The following is a 17,359-nucleotide window of genomic DNA, read 5'->3' as shown; positions in this document are numbered from 1 at the left end:
GGCTAATTATCAAACCGAAATACGGAACCGAGAATCTGATGAGTGACTATAAATCAACCCTGAATTTGCCGGAAACAGGGTTCCCGATGCGCGGCGATCTCGCCAAACGCGAACCGGGAATGCTGGCGCGTTGGACCGATGATGACCTCTACGGCATCATCCGTGCAGCCAAAAAAGGCAAAAAAACCTTCATTCTGCATGACGGCCCTCCTTATGCGAATGGCAGCATTCATATTGGTCACTCGGTTAACAAGATTCTGAAAGACATTATCGTGAAGTCCAAAGGGCTTGCCGGTTATGACTCTCCGTACGTGCCGGGCTGGGACTGCCACGGTCTGCCGATCGAACTGAAAGTGGAGCAAGAGTTTGGCAAGCCGGGTGAGAAATTCACCGCGGCCGAATTCCGCGCCAAATGCCGTGAATACGCGGCGACCCAGGTTGACGGCCAGCGTAAAGACTTTATCCGTCTGGGCGTGCTCGGCGACTGGTCGCACCCGTACCTGACCATGGATTTCAAAACCGAAGCCAACATCATCCGCGCGCTCGGTAAAATCATCGGCAACGGTCACCTGCACAAAGGCGCCAAGCCGGTGCACTGGTGCGTCGACTGCCGCTCCGCGCTGGCCGAGGCGGAAGTGGAGTATTACGACAAAACGTCGCCTTCTATCGACGTGGCCTTTAACGCGGTAGACCCGGCGGCGGTCGTGGCGAAATTTGGCGCGCAGAACGTCAACGGCCCGGTATCGCTGGTTATCTGGACCACCACCCCGTGGACGCTTCCTGCTAACCGCGCTATCTCTCTGCACGCCGAGATTGACTATGTGCTGGTACAGATTGAAGGCCAGGCGCTGATCGTGGCGAAAGATCTGCTTGAGAGCGTGATGAAGCGCATCAACGTCTCCGATTACACCGTGCTTGGCGAAACCAAAGGCGCGCAGCTTGAACTGATGCGCTTTACGCACCCGTTCATGAGCTTTGACGTTCCGGCTATTCTCGGTGAGCACGTGACGCTCGATGCCGGTACCGGCGCGGTGCATACCGCAGGCGGCCACGGCCCGGACGACTACACCATCAGCCAGAAATATGGTCTGGAGATTGCGAATCCGGTCGGTCCGGACGGCGCGTATCTGCCGGGCACGTATCCAGGTCTGGATGGCGTTAACGTCTTCAAAGCGAACGATCAGATTGTTGAGCTGCTGCGTGAAAAAGGCGCGCTGCTAAATGTCGCGAAGCTGCTGCACAGCTATCCGTGCTGCTGGCGTCACAAAACGCCGATCATCTTCCGCGCCACGCCGCAGTGGTTCGTCAGCATGGATCAAAAAGGCCTGCGCGCGCAGTCCCTTAAAGAGATCAAAGGCGTGCAGTGGATTCCTGACTGGGGCCAGGCGCGTATCGAATCGATGGTCGCCAACCGCCCGGACTGGTGTATCTCCCGTCAGCGCACCTGGGGCGTGCCGATGTCCCTGTTCGTCCATAAAGAGACGCAGGAGCTGCACCCGCGCACGCTGGAACTGATGGAAGAAGTCGCAAAACGCGTTGAGCAGGACGGCATTCAGGCGTGGTGGGATCTCGACCCGCGCGACATCATGGGCGATGACGCCGATGTCTATGAAAAAGTGCCGGATACGCTGGATGTATGGTTCGACTCCGGCTCTACCCACTCATCTGTGGTTGACGTGCGCCCTGAATTCGCAGGCCATGCGGCGGATATGTATCTCGAAGGCTCTGACCAGCATCGCGGCTGGTTTATGTCCTCGCTGATGATCTCCACCGCGATGAAAGGCAAAGCGCCGTATCGCCAGGTACTGACCCACGGTTTCACCGTTGACGGCCAGGGCCGCAAGATGTCGAAATCCATCGGCAACACGGTCTCTCCGCAGGATGTGATGAACAAACTGGGCGCTGATATTCTGCGTCTGTGGGTGGCATCCACCGACTACACCGGCGAGATGGCGGTCTCTGACGAGATCTTAAAACGCGCCGCCGATGCGTATCGCCGTATCCGTAACACCGCGCGCTTCCTGCTGGCGAACCTGAACGGTTTCGATCCGGCAAAAGACATGGTGAAACCGGAAGAGATGGTCGTGCTGGATCGCTGGGCGGTCGGCTGCGCCAAAGCCGCGCAGGACGATATCGTCAAAGCGTATGAAGCGTACGATTTCCACGAAGTGGTACAGCGCCTGATGCGCTTTTGCTCCATCGAAATGGGTTCGTTCTATCTCGATATCATCAAAGACCGTCAGTACACCGCGAAAGCCGACAGCGTGGCGCGCCGCAGCTGCCAGACCGCGCTCTATCACATCAGTGAAGCGCTGGTGCGCTGGATGGCACCGATCCTCTCCTTCACCGCGGATGAAGTGTGGGGCTACCTGCCGGGCGAGCGTGAGAAGTATGTCTTTACCGGTGAATGGTACGATGGCCTGTTTGGCCTTGCCGATACCGAAGCGATGAACGACGCTTACTGGGACGCGCTGCTGAAAGTGCGCGGCGAAGTGAACAAGGTGATTGAGCAGGCGCGTGCTGATAAGAAAATCGGCGGCTCGCTGGAAGCGGCGGTCACCCTGTACGCGGAGCCTGAGCTGGCGGCGAAACTCACCGCGCTTGGCGAGGAATTGCGATTTGTCCTGTTGACCTCGCAGGCGAAGGTTGAGGATTATGCCAGCGCCGCCGCGGATGCCCAGCAGAGCGAACTGCTCAAAGGGCTGAAAGTGGCGCTCGCAAAAGCCGAAGGTGAGAAGTGCCCGCGCTGCTGGCACTACACCACCGATATCGGCAAGGTGGCGGAACACGCAGAAATCTGCGGTCGCTGTGTCAGCAACGTCGCCGGTGACGGCGAAAAACGTAAGTTTGCCTGATGAGTAAACCGATTCTTTCAACCGGTCTGCGCTGGCTGTGGCTGGTGGTGGTCGTGCTGATTGTCGATCTGGGTAGCAAGGCGTTAATCCTCCAGCATTTCGCGCTGGGGGAAACCGTCTCGCTGTTCCCGTCGCTCAATCTGCATTATGCGCGCAACTACGGCGCGGCGTTCAGCTTCCTCGCGGACAAAGGCGGCTGGCAGCGCTGGTTCTTCGCCGGTATCGCTATCGGTATCTGCGTGCTGCTGGCGGTCATGATGTATCGCGCGAAGGCGAGCCAGAAGCTCAACAACATTGCTTACGCGCTGATTATTGGCGGCGCGCTGGGCAATCTGTTTGACCGTCTGTGGCACGGCTTCGTGGTCGATATGATCGACTTCTATGTCGGCGACTGGCACTTCGCGACGTTCAACCTGGCCGACACCGCCATTTGTATCGGCGCGGCGTTAGTCGTGCTGGAAGGCTTCCTGCCTTCTAAACAGAAAGCCACGGCGTAACCTCTGGCCGGGCGGCGTCTCGCTGCCCGGCCCACAGAATGTGCGGCCTTCTGTAGGCCCGGTACCGGGTAAACAGACGACCCAAAATAAGTGAGCAACCTGCATGTCTACATCAATACAGAGCAACAGCGCGGTGCTTGTGCACTTTACGCTGAAGCTTGAAGACGGCTCCACGGCGGAGTCCAGCCGCAACAGCGGCAAACCCGCGCTGTTTCGCCTGGGCGACGGCTCGCTGTCGCAGGGCCTGGAGCGCGAGTTGCTCGGCCTGCACGCCGGCGACAAAAAAGCGTTTACGCTCCTGCCGGAAGACGCTTTCGGTACCCCAAGCCCGGATCTCATCCAGTACTTCTCCCGCCGCGAGTTTATCGATGCGGGCGAGCCGGATATCGGGGCTATCATGCTCTTTACCGCAATGGATGGCAGCGAAATGCCGGGCGTTATCCGTGAAATCAACGGCGACTCCATCACCGTGGATTTCAACCATCCGCTCGCCGGGCATACCCTTCATTTTGATATAGACGTGCTGGAAATCGATCCGGCGCTGGAGAGTTCTGATGCAGATCCTGTTGGCTAACCCGCGCGGCTTCTGCGCAGGCGTGGACCGCGCTATCAGCATTGTGGAAAACGCGCTGGCCATTTACGGCGCGCCTATTTACGTTCGCCATGAAGTGGTGCATAACCGCTACGTCGTGGACAGCCTGCGCGAGCGCGGCGCGATTTTTATTGAACAAATCAGCGAAGTGCCGGATGGCGCGATCCTGATTTTCTCCGCCCACGGCGTCTCGCAGGCGGTACGCAACGAAGCGAAAAGCCGCGATCTGACGGTGTTTGACGCTACCTGCCCGCTGGTGACCAAAGTGCATATGGAAGTGGCGCGTTCCAGCCGCCGTGGTGAAGAAGCCATTCTTATCGGCCACGCCGGGCACCCGGAAGTGGAAGGCACGATGGGCCAGTACAGCAACCCGGAAGGGGGCATGTATCTGGTGGAATCGCCGGAAGATGTCTGGAAAATTACCGTGAAGGATGAGAATAACCTCTCCTTTATGACCCAGACGACGCTGTCGGTGGACGACACTTCAGAAGTGATCGACGCGCTGCGCAGCCGTTTCCCGAAAATCGTCGGGCCGCGTAAAGATGACATCTGCTACGCCACCACCAACCGTCAGGAAGCCGTGCGCGCGCTGGCGGAGCAGGCGGACGTGGTGTTAGTGGTGGGGTCGAAAAACTCCTCCAACTCCAACCGTCTGGCAGAGCTGGCCCAGCGCATGGGCAAAACGGCGTATCTTATTGACGACGCCAACGACATTCAGGAAGCCTGGGTGAAAACCGCCGCCTGTGTCGGCGTGACCGCGGGCGCCTCGGCACCGGATGTTCTGGTGCAGAACGTCATCACGCGCCTCAAAGCGCTCGGCGGTAGCGACGCCCGTGAGCTGACCGGTCGCGAAGAAAACATCGTTTTCGAAGTGCCGAAGGAGCTGCGGATCGACGCGCGCGAAGTGCAGTAATTTTTTTTACGCGCGTACCAGAACAACATGCCGGACGGTGAAGATCGTCCGGCATTTTTTTATCCTGACGGCAGGCCAGACAACAAGGAGCGCTCATGACAAAAACGCCGATTCTTCTCGATACCGATCCCGGCATTGACGATGCCGTGGCTATCGCCGCCGCGCTGTTTTCACCAGAGCTGGATTTACAGCTCATCACCACTGTCGCAGGGAATGTGTCCGTAGAGAAAACCACCCGCAACGCGCTGCAACTGCTGCATTTCTGGAATGCTGACGTGCCGGTGGCGCAGGGTGCCGCCACGCCGCTGGTGCGCGCGCTGCGCGATGCCGCGTCGGTGCATGGCGAATCGGGAATGGAAGGTTACACGTTTGTCGAACACGACCGGCTGACGCTTGACGTTCCGGCGTTTCAGGCGATTTACGAACGCCTGATGACCGCCACGGAGCCGCTGACGCTCGTCACCATCGGGCCGCTGACTAATATCGCGCTGCTGCTGACGCACTATCCGGCATGTAAAGCGAAAATCAAACGGCTGGTGATGATGGGTGGCTCGGCGGGGCGCGGTAACTTTACTCCCAATGCTGAGTTTAATATTGCTATCGATCCCGAGGCCGCTGCGCGGGTGTTTGAAAGCGGCATTGAGATTGTGATGTGCGGGCTGGATGTCACCAACCAGGCCGTGCTGACGCCTGATTATCTCGCGGCATTGCCCTCGCTTAACCGCACCGGAAAAATGCTGCACGCGCTGTTCAGCCATTACCGCAGCGGCAGCATGACGACGGGCCTGCGTATGCACGATCTCTGTGCCATCGCCTGGCTGGTTAAGCCTGAACTGTTTACGTTAACGCCCTGCTTCGTGGCGGTAGAGACGCGCGGCGACTACACGGCGGGCACCACGGTGGTGGATATTGAAGGCAAGTTAAACCGGCCTGCGAACGTGCAGGTCGCGCTTGGTATCGACGTAGCCGCGTTTCGCGACTGGGTTGCGCAGACGCTCACGCTGGCGCCTTAGCACAGCTTTTCCGTCAGGTAGTCGATAAGCGCCCGGATTTTGGCGGGCATATGGCGACTCGTCGACCACAACAGCCAGAGCCTGCCGGAATAGCTGCTGATAAATTCCCACTCCGGCAGCACCTGAACAATCTCGCCTGCCGCCAGCGCGTCGCTGGCGGTAAAACGCGGCAGGCTGCCGATGCCCAGATGGCGCTTCACGGCATCAAGACGCACGCCGGTATGGTTGGCGGCGTAACGCCCGTGCGTCTGCACCACCACGTTTTTCCCGTCGCGACGAAACTTCCAGCGCGCGTCCGTCGCCGTTTCGCCAAGGCTGATACAGCTGTGATGACGTAATGCCTGCGGCGTTTCCGGCGTGCCGTGGCGCGCGAGATAGTCCGGCGTGGCGCACAGCAGATGCTCTATTGGCATCAGCGGTTTACCGTACAGGCCGGGAGAAGGGGAATCGGTAATACGCAGCGCCAGATCCACCTCGTCATCGATCAGATCCATATACCGGTCTTCCAGCCGCAGGCAGATATCCACCTGCGGGTAGCGCGTCAGAAACTCTTCCATTAGCGGATGGATCACAAAACGGCCCACCGCTTTCGGCACGCCAAGCGTCACGCGCCCTTGCGGCGCGTGTGACGCCGTGCCGCCCTGAGCCATCACGTCGCGGGCGGCATCCATCATACTGGCGGCACGCTGAAACACGCCGTTGCCCGCCTCGCTCAGGCGCAATTTGCGCGTGGTGCGAACCAGCAGCTTGCAGCCCAGCTCGCGCTCCAGGCGGGAGACGCTGCGGCTGACGGAGGAGGGCGTGCTGCCAAGTTTACGCGCGGCGGCGGAGAAACTGCCGCTCTCCACCACCTGAACGAAAACCGCGATATCGGGCAGAAGGGCTAAATTCATATTTGTGCGCCTGATGCAAAGGTTCGTTGTCGTAAGGCAGGATTATCGCTGCGGGAATAATAAATATACTGTGTGATGAACCCGGAGGACAACGATGACACACAGAGAGTACTACCTGAGCGACGCGCTTCAGGGCGAAGCAAACGTGCTGCGCTGCGAACAAAACGCGCAGGGCGATTATGAAGTGGAGCTGGATTCGACGCTATTTCACCCGCAGGGCGGCGGACAGCCCTCAGACAGCGGCACGATAAACGGCCTGCCGGTGCTGCGCGTCGAAAACCGCGGTGATACGGTCATTCACCTGCTGGCGCAGCCGCTGGCGACCGGCCCCGCCACGCTCGTTATTGATGACGTGCTGCGTAACCGCCATACACGCTGGCACTCGGCGGGTCATCTGATTGGCTATGCGGGCGAGCAGCTCGGCTGGCAGCCGGTAAAAGCGCACCACTGGCCCGGTGAAGGGAAAATTACGTTTGCCCCGGCGCAGTCGTCAGACGCGCCCGAAGCCTGCGCATTAAGCGAGAAAATCGCCGCGTGGGTTGCCGCCGATCTGCCGCGCTATGTTGATTTCGTTGACGGGCGGCGTCAGGTGCGCTTCGGCGAGCTGCCGGCCTATGGCTGCGGCGGTACACACGTGGCGTCGCTCTCGCAGGTCGGTGAGGTGACGCTCACCAGCATTAAAGTCAAGAAAGGCCAGCTGCTGGTGGCTTACCAGGTAGCAGAGTAAGCCTCGCGGCAGGCTCCGCGCCTGCCGTTTCAACGCTTAATACCCACAAAAATAACAGGCAGTTGCAGCCTTTTACTGATATCCCTCCCTGTTTATCATTAAATTCTAATTATCCATGTTTTCAGCTGGCAGCCTGCGGGCTGGCTGGTTAACCTGAGAACGATTTCTAAGCAATCTGAAGAGTATAACTATGCAAGAAGCACAGGTCCGCGTCGCGATCGCGGGGGCGAATGGCCGTATGGGACGGCAGTTAATCCAGGCAGCAATTGCGATGGACGGCGTGGCGCTCGGTGCCGCGCTGGTGCGCGAAGGCTCAACGCTGCTCGGCGCGGATGCGGGTGAACTGGCGGGCGCAGGCACGACCGGCGTCACTCTCAATAGCAGCCTTGAGGCGGTGAAAGATGACTTCGACGTGCTTATCGATTTTACGCGTCCGGAAGGCACGCTGGCGTATCTGGCGTTCTGCCGCGCGCATAATAAAGGCATAGTGATTGGCACCACCGGCTTCGACGATGCCGGTAAAGCGGCCATCCGTGAAGCCGCCACGGCGATCCCTGTAGTATTCGCCGCTAACTTCAGCGTTGGGGTGAACGTGATGCTGAAGCTGCTTGAAAAAGCCGCGCAGGTGATGGGCGATTACACCGATATCGAAATTATTGAAGCGCATCACCGCCATAAAGTGGATGCGCCGTCCGGCACCGCGCTTGCGATGGGCGAGGCGATTGCCGGCGCGCTGAATAAAGATCTTAAAAGCTGCGCGGTTTATGCGCGTGAAGGCCACACCGGCGAGCGCGTGCCCGGCACCATTGGGTTTGCGACCGTGCGCGCGGGCGATATCGTCGGTGAACACACCGCGATGTTTGCCGACATTGGCGAGCGTATTGAAATCACCCATAAAGCCTCCAGCCGGATGACATTTGCTAATGGTGCCGTCCGGGCGGCGCTGTGGCTTAAAGCGCAGAAAAAGGGTTTTTTTGATATGCGGGATGTGCTTAATCTGAATGATTTGTGATTCTTATTACCCATCGTGATGTGGTTATTACAATCATAAGTTTCTGATTGGAAGGGCAATAATTTATTGCCCTTTTTTGTTTTATTTATTTTTGCGACTTTCGTGATTAAGTTAAGTTTGTCTGCTTAAAATTGATGGTTTTTGACTGCTTTTGCGTTAATGGTTTGTGAATTTTGACCGTTTGGTCCATTTTAAAAGCTGTGCTATGCTTCGTTTTTACTTTTCTTGCCGGGCAACCGTTTTCTGCGCTTCGTTTTCTTTGTTTTTTGCCCTTCATTTCCTGTGTTTTCCTCAAAGCCTTCAAAAAAACAATAAAAGGTGCGTTTTCAGGTAGACTTCCCCCTGAGTTATCTCTAGAATGCCGCCGTTTGCCAAAAATTCGCTGTTCAGGCGTTTTTGCGTTGATTTAGCCATACTGGTTGAATTAATATGCAAATAAATTGACTGTTTATTCCCTGGAGGACGTTTTGATTAAGTCAGCGCTGTTGGTTCTGGAAGACGGAACCCAATTCTACGGTCGGGCCATCGGGGCAACAGGTACGGCAGTAGGGGAAGTCGTTTTCAATACTTCAATGACCGGTTATCAAGAAATCCTCACTGATCCTTCCTACTCCCGCCAGATTGTCACTCTCACTTATCCTCATATTGGTAATGTCGGCACTAACGATGCTGACGCTGAATCCTCCCAGGTACATGCGCAGGGTCTTGTGATCCGTGATTTACCGCTGATTGCGAGCAACTACCGCAACACCGAGGATCTCTCTTCTTACCTGAAGCGCCATAACATCGTGGCGATTGCCGATATCGATACCCGCAAGCTGACGCGTCTGCTGCGTGAGAAGGGCGCTCAGAACGGTTGCATCATCGCAGGGGATAATGTCGATGCCGCGCTGGCGCTGGAAAAAGCGAAAGCCTTCCCTGGCCTGAACGGCATGGATCTGGCGAAAGAAGTGACCACGACGGAAGCTTACAGCTGGACGCAGGGCAGCTGGACGCTTTCAGGCGAACTGCCGGAAGCGAAAAAGGAAGAAGAACTGCCGTATCACGTGGTGGCGTATGACTACGGCGTGAAGCGCAACATTCTGCGCATGCTGGTGGACAGAGGCTGCCGCCTGACGGTCGTCCCGGCGCAAACCTCCGCCGAAGACGTCCTGAAAATGAACCCGGACGGCGTGTTCCTCTCCAACGGCCCTGGCGACCCGGCACCGTGTGATTACGCCATCGAAGCCATCCAGAAATTCCTCGAAACCGACGTGCCGGTCTTCGGCATCTGCCTCGGCCATCAGCTGCTGGGGCTGGCGAGCGGCGCGAAAACCGTGAAGATGAAGTTCGGTCACCACGGCGGCAACCATCCGGTGAAAGATATCGACAACAACCGCGTGATGATCACCGCCCAGAACCACGGATTTGCGGTAGATGAAGCGACCATGCCGTCTACGCTGCGCGTGACCCATAAATCCCTGTTCGATAATACGCTCCAGGGGATTCATCGCACCGATAAACCGGCCTTCAGCTTCCAGGGGCACCCTGAGGCGAGCCCCGGCCCGCATGACGCCGCGCCGCTGTTTGACCACTTTATCGAATTAATTGAGCAGTACCGTAAGACCGCCAAATAATCGGGAGAAAGAGAACAATGCCAAAACGTACAGATATTAAAAGCATCCTGATTCTTGGCGCGGGCCCGATTGTCATCGGCCAGGCGTGTGAATTCGACTACTCCGGTGCGCAGGCGTGTAAAGCGCTGCGTGAAGAGGGCTACCGCGTCATTCTGGTGAACTCCAACCCGGCGACCATTATGACCGACCCGGAGATGGCCGATGCGACCTACATCGAGCCGATCCACTGGGAAGTGGTGCGTAAAATCATCGAAAAAGAGCGCCCGGACGCGGTACTGCCGACCATGGGCGGCCAGACGGCGCTCAACTGCGCGCTGGAGCTGGAGCGTCAGGGCGTGCTGGAAGAGTTCGGCGTGACCATGATTGGCGCGACCGCCGATGCGATTGATAAAGCCGAAGACCGTCGCCGTTTTGACGTCGCGATGAAGAAAATTGGCCTCGACACCGCGCGCTCCGGCATCGCGCACAATATGGAAGAAGCGCTGGCAGTAGCGGCGGATGTCGGTTATCCGTGCATTATTCGCCCGTCGTTCACCATGGGCGGCACCGGCGGCGGCATCGCGTACAACCGCGAAGAGTTCGAAGAGATTTGCGCCCGCGGCCTGGATCTCTCGCCGACCAAAGAGCTGCTGATTGATGAATCGCTGATCGGCTGGAAAGAGTACGAGATGGAGGTGGTGCGTGATAAAAACGACAACTGCATCATCGTCTGCTCGATTGAAAACTTCGACGCCATGGGTATCCACACCGGCGACTCCATCACCGTGGCGCCAGCCCAGACGCTGACGGATAAAGAGTATCAAATCATGCGTAACGCCTCGATGGCGGTACTGCGTGAAATCGGCGTGGAAACCGGCGGCTCCAACGTGCAGTTTGCGGTGAACCCGAAAAACGGCCGTCTGATTGTGATTGAAATGAACCCGCGCGTGTCGCGCTCCTCGGCCCTGGCCTCCAAAGCGACCGGCTTCCCGATTGCCAAAGTGGCGGCGAAACTGGCGGTGGGCTATACGCTGGACGAGCTGATGAACGACATCACCGGCGGCCGTACCCCGGCGTCGTTCGAGCCGTCCATCGACTATGTAGTTACCAAAATCCCACGCTTTAACTTCGAGAAATTCGCTGGTGCCAACGACCGCCTGACCACGCAAATGAAATCGGTGGGCGAAGTGATGGCGATTGGCCGCACCCAGCAGGAGTCGATGCAGAAAGCGCTGCGCGGCCTCGAAGTGGGCGCGACCGGTTTTGACCCGAAAGTGAGCCTTGACGATCCGGAAGCGCTGACGAAAATTCGCCGCGAGCTGAAAGACGCGGGCGCCGAGCGTATCTGGTACATCGCCGATGCCTTCCGCGCCGGTCTGTCGGTGGATGGCGTGTTTAACCTGACCAATATCGACCGCTGGTTCCTGGTGCAGATTGAAGAGCTGGTACGCCTCGAAGAGCAGGTGGCCGAGCAGGGCATTAACGGTCTCAGCGCCGATTTCCTGCGTATGCTCAAGCGTAAAGGTTTCGCCGATGCGCGACTCGCGAAACTCGCGGGCGTCAGCGAATCGGAAATCCGTAAGCTTCGCGAGCAGTACAACCTGCACCCGGTCTACAAACGTGTGGATACCTGCGCGGCGGAGTTCTCAACCGATACCGCCTATATGTACTCCACCTATGAAGAAGAGTGCGAAGCCAACCCGAACCAGGATCGCGAAAAAATCATGGTGCTGGGCGGCGGGCCGAACCGTATCGGCCAGGGCATTGAGTTTGACTACTGCTGCGTCCACGCCGCGCTCGCGCTGCGTGAAGACGGTTACGAGACCATTATGGTTAACTGTAACCCGGAAACGGTCTCCACCGACTACGACACCTCCGACCGTCTCTACTTCGAGCCGGTGACGCTGGAAGACGTCCTGGAAATCGTGCGTATCGAAAAACCGAAAGGCGTTATCGTGCAGTACGGCGGTCAGACCCCGCTGAAACTGGCGCGCGCGCTGGAAGCGGCAGGCGTGCCGGTTATCGGCACCAGCCCGGACGCAATTGACCGCGCGGAAGACCGTGAGCGCTTCCAGCAGGCGGTGGATCGCCTGAAGCTCAAGCAACCGGCGAACGCCACCGTGACGGCCATCGAACAGGCTGTTGAGAAGGCGAAAGAGATTGGCTACCCGCTGGTGGTGCGTCCGTCTTACGTACTGGGCGGCCGCGCGATGGAAATCGTCTATGACGAAGCCGACCTGCGTCGTTACTTCCAGACGGCGGTGAGTGTTTCCAACGACGCGCCGGTGCTGCTGGACCGCTTCCTGGATGACGCGGTGGAAGTGGATGTCGACGCCATCTGCGACGGCGAAATGGTGCTGATTGGCGGCATCATGGAGCACATCGAACAGGCTGGCGTACACTCCGGCGACTCCGCGTGCTCTCTGCCGGCGTATACCTTAAGCCAGGAGATTCAGGACGTGATGCGCCAGCAGGTGCAAAAACTGGCCTTTGAACTCCAGGTGCGCGGCCTGATGAACGTCCAGTTCGCCGTGAAAGATAACGAAGTCTATCTGATTGAAGTGAACCCGCGCGCCGCGCGTACCGTGCCGTTCGTCTCCAAAGCCACCGGCGTGCCGCTGGCGAAAGTGGCGGCGCGCGTCATGGCGGGCAAAACGCTGAGCGAGCAGGGCGTGACCAAAGAGATCATCCCGCCGTACTACTCGGTGAAAGAAGTGGTGCTGCCGTTCAACAAATTCCCAGGCGTCGACCCGCTGCTGGGGCCGGAAATGCGCTCCACCGGCGAAGTGATGGGCGTGGGCCGCACCTTCGCGGAGGCGTTCGCCAAAGCGCAGCTTGGCAGCAACTCCACCATGAAGAAACAGGGCCGCGCGCTGCTCTCGGTGCGTGAAGGCGATAAAGAGCGCGTGGTGGATCTCGCCGCCAAGCTGCTGAAATTCGGCTTCGAGCTGGATGCCACCCACGGCACCGCGATTGTGCTGGGCGAGGCGGGCATCAACCCGCGTCTGGTGAACAAGGTGCATGAAGGTCGTCCGCACATTCAGGATCGCATCAAGAATGGCGAATACACCTACATCATCAACACCACCGCAGGCCGCCAGGCGATTGAAGACTCCAAGCTGATTCGCCGCAGCGCGCTGCAATACAAAGTGCATTACGACACCACGCTGAACGGCGGCTTCGCCACCGCGATGGCGCTGAACGCCGACGCCACCGAAAAAGTGACGTCCGTTCAGGAGATGCATGCGCAAATCACGAAGTAAGACGTCGTGAACCCCACAAAAGCCAGCGTAAGCTGGCTTTTTTTACTGGCGCCCCCCTAAATTTAATAGCCAATTAGTTTTTCACTCCTGCGCGGCCATCCGTTACCCTTCAGGCTGTCTCGTTTGCCGAATTCCCGGTTCACGTTTAAGGAGAAACACGTGTTAAAAAAAGTCCTGCTTCTGGGTACCTGTCTGGCATTAACCGCCTGCTTTGGCGGTAGTGACAGCAAAGAGTTCCTTATTGATAACCCGACCGGGAAACCGCTCGCCATTTCGGTAGACGATCAAAAAATCACCGTTCCGGCAGAAAAATCACAAACGATTAAACTGGACGCGGGCCAGCATACGCTGACGCTTGAGAATGGCGACAAGGTGAAATTCAGCGTCTTTAGCGCGATGCCTCGCTCGGGCGTGAGCGGTCTTATCAACCCGACCCGTACCCGTTACATCTACGTGATACAAAAATATCTGGCGGAAGGCGTAACACCGTCCAGTGAAAACGGCGATGTTCACACTCTGACCATTGACGGGCAGACCGTGACCGGCCCGTTTGAAGATATGGGCAGCGGGCTGTTTATCGATAATTTTACGAAAGAGTGGGAGCTGAACCCGACAGAGCCTTTCCCGGAGTCGATGTCATCGACGTCTGCGGATAACTACAAAACCAAACTTTTCCGTCTCGAAGAGTTTAAGGATTATTACAACAATCAGTTTTCGCCCTCCGTGGAATACACTGAAAACATGCGTATCACGGAGTCGCGTTATCAGCCGCCTGAAATCACCGCGCAGTTTACTTCGCCTGAACTCCAGCAAAACCTGAATGAAGCCACCAAAATTTATAATGACTTTATTCATGCCGAATCGGCAGGTGACCAAAAAGATCTGCTCAAAGCGTTCGATAAACAGAACCGCGAGAAATGGCGTAACCCTAAAGCGGGCGGTGAAGAGTTGACCCGTTATTATGAAATTATGACCAACCTTAATCACACCATGATGAGCTCCATTCTGGAGCTGAAGCAGTAATCTCTGACCGCCGGGCATCGGCATTCAGGATGCCCGGCCTCAGAACCGTCTGTATTTCCATCTGTTATCAGTAAGTTAATCTAAAATAATAAAGTAAGTCATTAAAACACACTGAAAGCAGGGGAGAACACCATGCGATCGAAACTACTGATTACGTCCATTTTTGCTGCCGCTACGCTGTTTACCGTGGCGGGCTGTTCATCCAACCAGGCCGTTAAGACGACCGATGGTAAAACCGTGGTCACCGACGGTAAGCCGGAAGTCGACAGCGATACCGGGCTGGTCTCTTATAAAAACGCCCAGACCGGACAGACCGAGCAGATTAACCGCGACCAGGTAAAATCCATGAGCGAGCTGGATAACTAATTACCGCGTTTTTATCCTCACGCCTGAAAAAACGGATGCTGATGCATCCGTTTTTTTTACCGCAAAACGCTTTATGCCCGCCGGTAAACCGCAGCAAACCCTTTCTGTTTCATCCCTGCCCAATACCCCTGCGGATTGTCCCTGTAAGCGCGCCCGTTAACTGGCTACACTCATTGCATTCCCACGGTGGGCAGGACACAGGCAAGGTTATGATTTTAATTATTTATGCGCACCCCTATCCGCATCACTCCCATGCCAACCGGCGGATGCTGGAGCATGTGCAGGGGCTGGACGATATCGAGGTGCGCTCGCTTTATCAGCTCTATCCCGATTTCAACATCAACGTGCCCGCCGAGCAGGAGGCGCTGGCGCGCGCCGATCTCATCGTCTGGCAGCATCCGATGCAGTGGTACAGCGTGCCGCCGCTTTTCAAACTCTGGATAGACAAAGTGTTGTCGCACGGCTGGGCCTATGGCAAAGGCGGAACGGCGCTCAGGGGCAAAAGCGTGCTGTGGGCCGTGACGACCGGCGGCGATAAACACCATTTTGATCTTGGTGACCATCCTGGCTTCGACGTGCTCGCGCAGCCGTTACAGGCCACCGCGCTCTATTGCGGCCTGAACTGGCTGGCGCCCTATGCGATGCACCGCACCTTTGTCTGCGACGACGAAACGCTCGAAGGCAAAGCGCGGGAATACCTGAAACGCTTAACCGACTGGCAGGAGCGCCATCATGGATAGTCATACGTTGATACAGGCGCTGATCTACCTCGGGTCGGCCGCGCTGATTGTGCCCGTCGCGGTGCGCCTCGGACTTGGCTCGGTGCTGGGGTATCTGATTGCCGGAGGGCTGATTGGCCCGTGGGGGTTGCGGCTGGTGACGGACGCGCAGGCGATTCTGCATTTCGCGGAAATCGGCGTGGTGCTGATGCTGTTTGTCATCGGGCTTGAGCTTGATCCGCAGCGCCTGTGGAAGCTGCGCGCCTCGGTCTTTGGCGGCGGCGCGTTGCAGATGGGCGCGTGCGGCTTGCTGCTCGGCGGCTTTTGCGTGGCGCTCGGGCTGCGCTGGCAGGTGGCGCTGCTGATTGGCCTGACGCTCGCGCTCTCTTCAACGGCCATCGCCATGCAGGCGATGAACGAGCGTAACCTGACGGCGTCGCAAATGGGGCGCAGCGCCTTTGCTGTGTTGTTGTTCCAGGATATCGCCGCGATCCCGCTGGTGGCGATGATCCCACTGCTGGCCGCGAGCGGCGAGGCGACGACCGCCAGCGCGTTTCTCCTCTCGGCGCTGAAAGTGGTCGGCGCGCTGGCGCTGGTGGTGCTGCTCGGGCGTTTTGTCGCGCGACCGGCGCTGCGCTTTGTGGCGCGCTCCGGGCTTCGCGAGGTGTTCAGCGCCGTGGCGCTGTTTCTGGTGTTCGGCTTCGGGCTGCTGCTGGAAGAGGCCGGGCTGTCGATGGCGATGGGGGCGTTTCTCGCGGGCGTCTTGCTGGCAAGCTCGGAGTACCGCCATGCGCTGGAGAGCGATATCGAGCCGTTCAAAGGGCTGCTGCTGGGGTTATTTTTTATCGGCGTCGGGATGTCGATTGATTTCGGCACGCTGGTGGCGCATCCGCTGCGCGTGCTTACGCTCCTGTTCGGCTTTCTGCTTATCAAAACCGTCACGCTATGGCTTGTCGCGAAACCGCTGAAGGTGCCCGGGCGTCAGCGGCGCTGGTTTGCGGTGTTGTTAGGGCAGGGAAGTGAGTTCGCGTTCGTGATTTTCGGCGCGGCGCGCAGCGCAGAGGTGCTGGATGCAGAATGGGCGAAGGCGCTGACGCTCGCGGTGGCGCTCTCTATGGCCGCGACGCCGCTGCTGCTGGTGCTGTTAACCCGGCTTGAGAAAGCGGGCCAGCAGCAGGCGCGTGAAGCTGATGAGATTGATGAGGAGCAGCCGCGGGTGATCATCGCGGGCTTCGGGCGATTTGGTCAGATAGCCGGTCGTTTGCTGCTCTCCAGCGGCGTGAAGATGGTGGTTCTCGATCACGACCCGGACCATATTGAGACGCTGCGTAAATTCGGCATGAAGGTGTTTTATGGCGACGCGACCCGCGTCGACTTGCTGGAATCGGCGGGCGTGGCGAAAGCTGAAGTGCTGATTAACGCCATTGACGATCCGCAGGCGAATCTGCAACTGACGGAGCTGGTGCAGACGCACTTCCCGCAGGTGCGGATTATCGCCCGCGCCCGCGATGTCGATCATTATATTCGCCTGCGTCAGGCGGGTGTCGCGCAGCCGGAGCGTGAAACGTTCGAAGGCGCGCTGCGGGTAGGGCGCATGGCGCTGGAAGAGCTGGGCATCGGCAGTTACGAAGCGCGCGAGCGCGCCGATCTGTTCCGCTGCTACAACCAGCAGATGGTGGATGAAATGGCCGAAGGCGATAACGACACGTCGGCGCGCGCCGCCACCTTTAAGCGCACCAGCGCAATGCTGACGGAAATCATCAGCGAAGACCGCGCGCACTTGTCGTTGATTCAGCGCCACGGCTGGCAGGGGACACAGGAAGGCAAACACACCGGCGACGACGCCGACGAGCCGGAAGTGAAACCGCAGCCATAAAAAAACGCCCCTGTC

The 17,359-nt window shown here is 58.1% G+C and carries 15 protein-coding genes; 13 read left to right on the top strand and 2 right to left on the bottom strand.

Features of this window, described 5'->3' with window-relative positions; all coding sequences use genetic code 11:
• Nucleotides 1–38: 38 nt before the first annotated feature.
• From ileS to rihC, 5 genes are all read left to right on the top strand, one after another.
• The gene (gene ileS, locus AFK66_RS16205; RefSeq protein ID WP_023899456.1) at nucleotides 39–2,855 is read left to right on the top strand and encodes an isoleucine--tRNA ligase; all 2,817 of its coding nucleotides are present in this window, start codon (nucleotides 39–41) and stop codon (nucleotides 2,853–2,855) included.
• A complete protein-coding gene (lspA, locus tag AFK66_RS16200) occupies nucleotides 2,855–3,352 on the top strand; it encodes a signal peptidase II (RefSeq protein WP_007699831.1) in 498 nt (165 codons plus the stop codon). Before ileS ends, lspA begins: the two co-directional genes overlap by 1 nt.
• 103 nt (nucleotides 3,353–3,455) lie before the next feature.
• On the top strand, nucleotides 3,456–3,926 hold the full coding sequence (gene fkpB / locus AFK66_RS16195; RefSeq protein WP_004386255.1) for an FKBP-type peptidyl-prolyl cis-trans isomerase: 471 nt from the start codon (nucleotides 3,456–3,458) through the stop codon (nucleotides 3,924–3,926).
• Entirely contained in the window at nucleotides 3,907–4,857 is a 951-nt protein-coding gene (gene ispH, locus AFK66_RS16190) for a 4-hydroxy-3-methylbut-2-enyl diphosphate reductase (protein ID WP_007782085.1), read from the top strand. The genes fkpB and ispH overlap by 20 nt, the downstream gene beginning before the upstream one ends.
• 95 nt (nucleotides 4,858–4,952) lie before the next feature.
• Complete coding sequence (rihC, locus tag AFK66_RS16185) at nucleotides 4,953–5,870, top strand: ribonucleoside hydrolase RihC (RefSeq protein WP_007782234.1); 918 nt, start codon at nucleotides 4,953–4,955, stop codon at nucleotides 5,868–5,870.
• Here the strand turns inward: rihC and AFK66_RS16180 are convergent.
• Nucleotides 5,867–6,763, bottom strand: a complete 897-nt coding sequence (locus AFK66_RS16180) for a LysR family transcriptional regulator (protein WP_023899455.1) — start codon at nucleotides 6,761–6,763, stop codon at nucleotides 5,867–5,869. The genes rihC and AFK66_RS16180 overlap by 4 nt on opposite strands.
• Before the next feature lie 94 nt (nucleotides 6,764–6,857).
• Between AFK66_RS16180 and AFK66_RS16175 the strand changes: the two genes are divergently transcribed.
• Nucleotides 6,858–7,490, top strand: a complete 633-nt coding sequence (locus AFK66_RS16175; protein WP_007782332.1) for an alanyl-tRNA editing protein — start codon at nucleotides 6,858–6,860, stop codon at nucleotides 7,488–7,490.
• A 190-nt stretch (nucleotides 7,491–7,680) separates the two neighbouring features.
• On the top strand, nucleotides 7,681–8,502 hold the full coding sequence (gene dapB, locus AFK66_RS16170; RefSeq protein ID WP_032967837.1) for a 4-hydroxy-tetrahydrodipicolinate reductase: 822 nt from the start codon (nucleotides 7,681–7,683) through the stop codon (nucleotides 8,500–8,502).
• Between the two features lie 106 nt (nucleotides 8,503–8,608).
• Here dapB and AFK66_RS22645 read toward each other — a convergent pair whose 3' ends face one another.
• The gene (locus AFK66_RS22645) at nucleotides 8,609–8,779 is read right to left on the bottom strand and encodes a hypothetical protein (RefSeq protein ID WP_155242695.1); all 171 of its coding nucleotides are present in this window, start codon (nucleotides 8,777–8,779) and stop codon (nucleotides 8,609–8,611) included.
• 190 nt (nucleotides 8,780–8,969) lie between these two features.
• Between AFK66_RS22645 and carA the strand changes: the two genes are divergently transcribed.
• The 6 genes from carA to kefC all read left to right on the top strand — a co-directional run bounded on the left by carA (nucleotide 8,970) and on the right by kefC (nucleotide 17,344).
• On the top strand, nucleotides 8,970–10,118 hold the full coding sequence (gene carA, locus AFK66_RS16165) for a glutamine-hydrolyzing carbamoyl-phosphate synthase small subunit (protein WP_032967838.1): 1,149 nt from the start codon (nucleotides 8,970–8,972) through the stop codon (nucleotides 10,116–10,118).
• Nucleotides 10,119–10,135: 17 nt separating this feature from the next.
• Nucleotides 10,136–13,360, top strand: coding sequence for a carbamoyl-phosphate synthase large subunit (gene carB / locus AFK66_RS16160; RefSeq protein ID WP_023899454.1), 3,225 nt, complete (start codon nucleotides 10,136–10,138; stop codon nucleotides 13,358–13,360).
• Nucleotides 13,361–13,519: 159 nt separating this feature from the next.
• The gene (locus AFK66_RS16155; RefSeq protein WP_007782417.1) at nucleotides 13,520–14,383 is read left to right on the top strand and encodes a hypothetical protein; all 864 of its coding nucleotides are present in this window, start codon (nucleotides 13,520–13,522) and stop codon (nucleotides 14,381–14,383) included.
• 132 nt (nucleotides 14,384–14,515) lie between these two features.
• Entirely contained in the window at nucleotides 14,516–14,749 is a 234-nt protein-coding gene (locus AFK66_RS16150; RefSeq protein WP_007701022.1) for a YgdI/YgdR family lipoprotein, read from the top strand.
• A gap of 209 nt (nucleotides 14,750–14,958) precedes the next feature.
• Entirely contained in the window at nucleotides 14,959–15,489 is a 531-nt protein-coding gene (gene kefF, locus AFK66_RS16145) for a glutathione-regulated potassium-efflux system oxidoreductase KefF (protein WP_007782420.1), read from the top strand.
• Nucleotides 15,482–17,344 (top strand): glutathione-regulated potassium-efflux system protein KefC, encoded by a 1,863-nt coding sequence (gene kefC, locus AFK66_RS16140; protein ID WP_032982956.1) that lies wholly within the window; start codon nucleotides 15,482–15,484, stop codon nucleotides 17,342–17,344. Before kefF ends, kefC begins: the two co-directional genes overlap by 8 nt.
• Nucleotides 17,345–17,359: the final 15 nt, after the last annotated feature.

It is taken from the genome of Cronobacter malonaticus LMG 23826, from assembly GCF_001277215.2.
Classification (GTDB): domain Bacteria; phylum Pseudomonadota; class Gammaproteobacteria; order Enterobacterales; family Enterobacteriaceae; genus Cronobacter; species Cronobacter malonaticus.
This window is presented reverse-complemented; position numbering and strand designations above follow the sequence as displayed.